The organism is Clostridium brassicae, assembly GCF_026738875.1.
Lineage (GTDB): Bacteria > Bacillota > Clostridia > Clostridiales > Clostridiaceae > Clostridium_H > Clostridium_H brassicae.
Window position 1 is genome coordinate 45602 of the sequence record NZ_JAPQFJ010000022.1, and the last position, 6315, is coordinate 51916.

The window sequence follows — 6315 nt, forward strand, 5'->3', positions numbered from 1 at the left end:
TTAAATTATCTACTCTTATCAACTATTTCTATAATTTCTTATAAATTGACTTCTATTGAGTATTTAAATTTTCATTTTAATGTTTTGTCTTAATTTTTGTCTTAATATTTATTTAAAGAATTTGTAATTAATTTGTCACACATTTCATCGTCTATTATATTATAACATTAAATAATTGATATTCATAGTAAAAATAAGGTTTAATTTTTACCATCTTTTTTCCTTTAAAATAAATATAAGGCTTATATATCTATAGAATGCTTATATACTTCAGATTTGGACAGACTTCTATCCTTGGCAGTCTTTTTTATGGCTTCTTTTTTTGAAAAACCTTCATTTATATATTTTTTTATATGTTCTTCTATAGTTAAAGCTTCCCACTGACTTTTCTCTTCATTCTTTATTTCTTCCTCACTTTTCCCTTCAAGTACAAGGACATATTCTCCTCTTGGTTCCTTAGTCATATAATACTCCATAGCTTCCTTTATAGGTAATCTTATTATTTCCTCATGAAGTTTGGTAAGTTCCCTACAAATTGCAATTTTTCTATTTCCCAAATTATCATATAGAAATTCAAGAGTCCTAATAAGTCTATGAGGCGCTTCATAGAAAATCAAACTTTCCTTTCTATCCTTTAAATCCTCAATCACAGGGTTTCTATCTTTATTCTCTCTTGGTAAAAATCCTCTAAATATAAATTTGGTTGTATCTAGCCCTGAATAAACAAGAGCAGTAGTAACTGCTGTAGCTCCAGTTAAAACTTCAAACTCTATGTTTTCTTCAATACATTTCTGTATTATAACACTTCCTGGATCAGAAATTCCTGGAGTTCCAGCATCAGAAACTAATGCTATTTTATTTCCCTCTAATATTTTGTTTATAATGTCTTCACTTTTTATATTTTCATTGAACTTGTGATAACTCATCAAAGGTTTTTTTATATTAAAATGATTTAATAATTTAAGACTTTGTCTTGTATCCTCTGCTGCTATTATATCTACATTTTCAAGTACTTCAAGAGCTCTTAAAGTAATATCTTTTAAATTGCCTATAGGAGTTGGAACTACATAAAGTTTACCATTCATATTACTGTTTCCTTTCTAAATATGTCTCGTATATTTCACCATACAAGATGTAATTCTTATTTACCATATATTTCTTCTATCTGTTCAGAATACCCACCTTTATTATTATACACATATATAGGTTTCTCCCATTTTAGAAAAGTCCCTCCATCTCTCTGACCTTCTATCAAAACTATATTAGGTGCTTTTTTAGTATTTGGATGAACCATTTGTATTCTTTTAGGTTCTATTTTATGTTTTCTCATAATAGTTATTATATCAACAAGTCTATCTGGCCTATGTACCATATACATTCTTTTATTGTCCTTTAAAAGAATCCTACATGCTATTATAACATCTTCTAAATTACAACATATCTCATGCCTTGCTATAGCCATTTTATCATTTGGATTTATAAGCCCTGAATTTTGTAATTTATATGGAGGATTAACCGTTACAACATCAGCCTTAGGTAATTTTTTCATAAACTCTATGTTAGTTAAATCTCCCTGAATAAAATTCATTCTTTCTCCAAGATTATTAAATTCAACGGACCTGTTTGCCATTTCTACCATTTCTTCTTGTATTTCAATGCCAGATATCTTAACTGCTTCCGTCTTTCCTGCCATAATAAACGGTATTATACCTGTTCCGCTACATAAATCTGTAACATTATCTCCTTTTTTAACCTTAGCAAAATTAGCAAGGAGTACTGCATCAACTCCAAATCTAAATCCTTCTTTTTTCTGTATGACATGTAGCCCTTTTAATTGCAAATCATCTAATGTTTCATCTTTCATTACTAAGCTTCTATTCATAAATACCACCACTTCTAACATTTAATTTTAGTTTTGCTTTAAATAAATTATTATAGAATCTGCTTTAAAAAATTCAAACATCTTTAGTAGTCTTATATTTTAATTCTCAGCTAATACATTATACCCTAAAGCCAATTTTTAAATCAAATTATTCATTAATATTGTGTCATCATTTTTATATCTATATTTATATTTTGAATTTATGAATAATGATGAAAATATGCCTATAAAGAGTATCAATAATATAGAATATAAACATATTTTTACATGGTCATAATTTTTCGAATTATTTTGCTAATTTCTCTTTTCATGTAATTAAAGTTTAACTTAAAAACAGGTATATTATATAATAATAAATAGTAATTAATATTAGTATAATATAACCTACCTTATTATTTTAATTTTAGTTATTAGGAAAAAGAGGTGACACTTTGAAATTATTAAGACAAACTTTAATAATTCTCTCAATATATTTTTTAGGCAATCTTTTACAGAACCTTCTGCATTTAGCCATTCCTGGGAGCGTTTTAGGTATGGTGATTTTACTTATTTGTTTATGCACAGGTGTAATCAAATTAGAAATGATAGAAGAAATAAGTAACTTTTTATTAGATCACTTAGCATTCTTTTTTATACCTGCTGGAGTTGGTTTAATTTCATATTTTTCTATACTAAAAGATAACTGGGTTTCTATATTAATCATATCCCTTTTATCAACAATATTAGTAATGTCCTTTACCGGAAGTACTATACAATGGATGATAAGGAGGAAAAAATAGTGTCTGAACTTATATCTAATCCCATTTTTGGTATACTAATTTCCTTGATTGCTTTTGAATTAGGATGCTTTATGTATACTAAAACAAAATTAACTATATTTAATCCACTTTTTATAAGTATTTTTTTAATAATATTATTTTTAAATAAATTTAACATAAGTGTTGATTATTATAATAATGGAGCACAATTTATTTCTTTCTTTTTAGGACCTGCAACAGTCATACTAGCTGTTCCTTTATATAAGAAAATAAATTTACTAAAAGAAAATGTAATCCCAATTTTAATTTCAATAGCTAGTGGATCCTGTATAGGCATAATAAGCATTGTTTTATTAAGCCATTTGTTTAAACTTGATAAATCTATTTATATATCATTAATGCCTAAATCAGTTACAGTACCTATAGGAATAGAAATTTCAAAACAGCTAGGTGGAATACCTGCTGTTACCGCTGCCGCTATCATACTAACAGGCATATTAGGTGCAGTAATTGGACCTTTTATCTGTAAATGCTTTAGAATAAAGGAAGATATTGCTGTAGGAATAGCTATAGGAACAGCATCTCATGCAGTAGGAACTACAAAAGCTCTTGAACTCGGAGAAACTGAAGGAGCTATGAGTGGATTATCTATAGGTATAGCTGGACTTCTAACTGTTTTTATAGCTCCAATTATATTAAAAATGTTTAGCTAACATATTCTAAACAATTACTTATTTAACTAAAAAAGGCCGTCCCCTTAGACGGTCCTTTTTAGTACTATTCTTCTGGAGATATAGCGCCTACTGGACATACATTTGCGCAGTTTCCGCAATCTATGCAAGTATTTGCATCAATGTCAAATTGAGTATCGCCTTGGTTTATAGCGCCTACTGGACATTCTGAAGCACAAGCTCCACAGCTTACACAAGCATCGCTTATTTTAAATGCCATTAAAAACACCTCCTAAAATTTAAATACATTAGCAAGATATATAAATATCTTTTCATAATTGTATCACGTTTTCATAAGTTTTTAAAGACACTTTTATAGCACTGTATATCCCATATCTTCTAATATCTCATATATATCTTCAATTCCTACAAAGTAATTATCATATACAACATCAACTTCACCTTTTTCTAATTTTATCTGACAAGCAATTATTCCCTGGGCTTTGCTAAGAGCACTTCTTATCTTGTTTACATCTTTTGAGGAACGAATATTGGAAACTTTAACTAGAGATTTCATGATAGTACTTCCTCCTTAATCCTCTTTCAATAGTTCATGTAATGCATCCTCATCACCATCATCAGTCTCTAATTTTATATCTTCCTCTTTAATTTGTTCAGTATACTCATACTTTCCAGAAATAAGAGTAATATCCTTTATAGCAATTTCTTTTATAATGTCTTCTCCCTCTTCAGTTTTAAGCTTTACTTTTACAGATTCTTTAACTACTGAATTGTCTACAACCTCACCTCTACCATAAGGTGTTTCCACTATAGACTCTACCATTGGAAGCCTCTTTCTTATATCTTCATAAGTATTTTGTTCGTAATTTAAACAGCACATAAGCCTTCCACAGATCCCAGATATTTTTGTAGGATTTAATGATAAATTTTGCTCTTTAGCCATCTTTATAGATACTGGTGCAAAATCACCTAAAAAACTAGAACAACACATAGGTCTACCGCAAGGTCCAAGACCTCCTATCATTTTAGCCTCATCTCTAACTCCAATTTGCCTTAACTCTATTCTTGTTCTGAATATAGCTGCTAAATCTTTTACTAGTTCTCTAAAATCCACTCTGCCATCTGCAGTAAAATAAAATATTATTTTATTATTATCAAAAGTATATTCTACATCAATAAGTTTCATAGGAAGATCATGTTTTTGAATTTTTTCCAAACATATTTTAAACGCTTCTGCTTGCTTTTCTCTATTATTTACATTTTTTTCTATATCCTCTTCAGTAGCTTTTCGTATAACATTCTTTAATGGGGTAACTACTTCCTCCTCTGATATTTGCTTTGGCCCTATTACACAGTTACCAAACTCAATACCCCTTACCGTTTCAACTATAACACTATCACCGGCTTTTATGTCTAATTCATTAGGATTAAAGTAATATATCTTGCCTGATTTTTTAAAGCGTATACCTACGACTGTTACCATATTAAACCTCCTGCATTTTAAGAAGCATTACCTGAAATGCTAATGCTGAATTAACTCTTCTATCTAGTTTTTGTTTTGTTTTATCTATCAATTCAAACATGCCATAAAGTTCATTGAATGAATACATATTTGATAATTGCTGTATGTTTTCAATTTTATCACTATTTATAATTAATTCTTTTTTGCTTATATCTTTATATATAATAATATCTCTAATATATGAATTAAAAGAACTTATTACTTCCTCCCATTTTTCACTGTATCTATAAAAGAATTTTTCGTACTTTTTAACTATATTTTTTTCTTTTTTAGTAATCTCAAAAAGTATATCTAAGGAAATATCTCTAATTTCTATAAAAGAACTATCTTCTAAAAAAAGTTGACATCTTCCTGGTATACCATCACTAAAAGCTATAACTGCCCTAATCTTCTCAGTTTCTAAATTTGGATATTCCCTTAAAAGATATTCTCTAATCTCTTCCGAACTTAATCTCTTCAATTTATGGATTTGACACCTAGATCTTATAGTCTCCAAAATAAGACCTATACTTTCACTTAATAATATTATAGTAACACCTTTTGGGGGTTCTTCTATTGTCTTTAAAAAAGCATTTTGTGCTTCTACCGTCATTTTATGAGATTCATGTACTATTATTATTTTTTTATCACCTTCATAAGGCTTTTTATTTACTTCCCTTATAATGTCTCTAACCTCATCAACCCCAATTGATTGCTTGTTTTTGAGCACTTTCCATTCTACAATATCTACATAATCTCTATCTTCATGCTTATCTAAAAGCCTTAATGCAATTTCTTTTGCAATAAGGCTCTTTCCTATACCATCTTCACCTATTATAAGATGAGCATGAGCAAAATTTTCTTGCTGTATAGCACCCTGGATTTGCTTTTTTATAAAATTGTGCCCAATTATTCTTTCAAAGCTCATCTTTAACCTCCATATCACACTTTAATAAACTGATCTACATCTACTACAAATACTGTAGCACCACCAACTTCCACCTCTACAGAATATGGAACATAAACTCCTGTGGAACCAACTACTGGTGATGGTGTTGATATAACTTGCTTTCTTTTTTGACAAGTGTCTTTAATAATTGATACTACTTTATCTACCTCTTCTTTTTTTACTCCAGTTAAAAGAGTAGTATTCCCCTTCTTTAAAAATCCACCAGTTGTGGCAAGTTTTGTGACCATGTGCCCAGCATCAGTAAGTACATCTATTAACTCACCAGAATAATCGTCTTGAACAATAGCAATTACAAGTTTCATAAATAATCCCCCCATACTTTCTAAACTACTACTTTTATTTTACCATATAAGTAAAGATCTTTACTTATACTTTATAACTTTTTTAATTACCTAGATTTCGTACAAATATAAAAATTATATTTTCATATAATTACCTGTTAATATTATTCAATATATTCCATAGTCGCCCAGATTTTTAGGCGGAGCCTACTGGAATAATTCCACAGAATT

At 29.0% G+C, this 6315-nt stretch carries 9 protein-coding genes; 2 read left to right on the plus strand and 7 right to left on the minus strand.

Annotated elements, in window-relative coordinates; genetic code table 11:
- Positions 1-242: 242 nt before the first annotated feature.
- The gene (rsmI, locus tag OW729_RS16495; protein WP_268062655.1) at positions 243-1085 is read right to left on the minus strand and encodes a 16S rRNA (cytidine(1402)-2'-O)-methyltransferase; all 843 of its coding nucleotides are present in this window, start codon (positions 1083-1085) and stop codon (positions 243-245) included.
- 56 nt (positions 1086-1141) lie between these two features.
- Positions 1142-1882: a tRNA1(Val) (adenine(37)-N6)-methyltransferase gene (locus OW729_RS16500; RefSeq protein WP_268062656.1), complete on the minus strand. Its 741-nt coding sequence runs from the start codon at positions 1880-1882 to the stop codon at positions 1142-1144.
- A 431-nt stretch (positions 1883-2313) separates the two neighbouring features.
- Here OW729_RS16500 and OW729_RS16505 point away from each other — a divergent pair, with 431 nt between their 5' ends.
- Entirely contained in the window at positions 2314-2661 is a 348-nt protein-coding gene (locus OW729_RS16505) for a CidA/LrgA family protein (protein WP_268062657.1), read from the plus strand.
- Positions 2658-3353, plus strand: a complete 696-nt coding sequence (locus tag OW729_RS16510; protein WP_407647701.1) for an LrgB family protein — start codon at positions 2658-2660, stop codon at positions 3351-3353. The genes OW729_RS16505 and OW729_RS16510 overlap by 4 nt, the downstream gene beginning before the upstream one ends.
- Positions 3354-3417: 64 nt before the next feature.
- On the opposite strand, the gene OW729_RS16515 is transcribed toward OW729_RS16510, so the two are convergent.
- From OW729_RS16515 to OW729_RS16535, 5 genes are all read right to left on the minus strand, one after another.
- Positions 3418-3591, minus strand: a complete 174-nt coding sequence (locus tag OW729_RS16515) for a DUF362 domain-containing protein (RefSeq protein ID WP_268062659.1) — start codon at positions 3589-3591, stop codon at positions 3418-3420.
- A gap of 93 nt (positions 3592-3684) precedes the next feature.
- A complete protein-coding gene (locus OW729_RS16520) occupies positions 3685-3888 on the minus strand; it encodes a heavy-metal-associated domain-containing protein (protein ID WP_268062660.1) in 204 nt (67 codons plus the stop codon).
- 15 nt (positions 3889-3903) lie between these two features.
- Positions 3904-4815, minus strand: coding sequence for a PSP1 domain-containing protein (locus OW729_RS16525; protein WP_268062661.1), 912 nt, complete (start codon positions 4813-4815; stop codon positions 3904-3906).
- A gap of 1 nt (position 4816) precedes the next feature.
- Entirely contained in the window at positions 4817-5761 is a 945-nt protein-coding gene (locus tag OW729_RS16530; RefSeq protein WP_268062662.1) for a DNA polymerase III subunit delta', read from the minus strand.
- A 14-nt stretch (positions 5762-5775) separates the two neighbouring features.
- A complete protein-coding gene (locus OW729_RS16535) occupies positions 5776-6105 on the minus strand; it encodes a cyclic-di-AMP receptor (protein ID WP_268062663.1) in 330 nt (109 codons plus the stop codon).
- Positions 6106-6315: the final 210 nt, after the last annotated feature.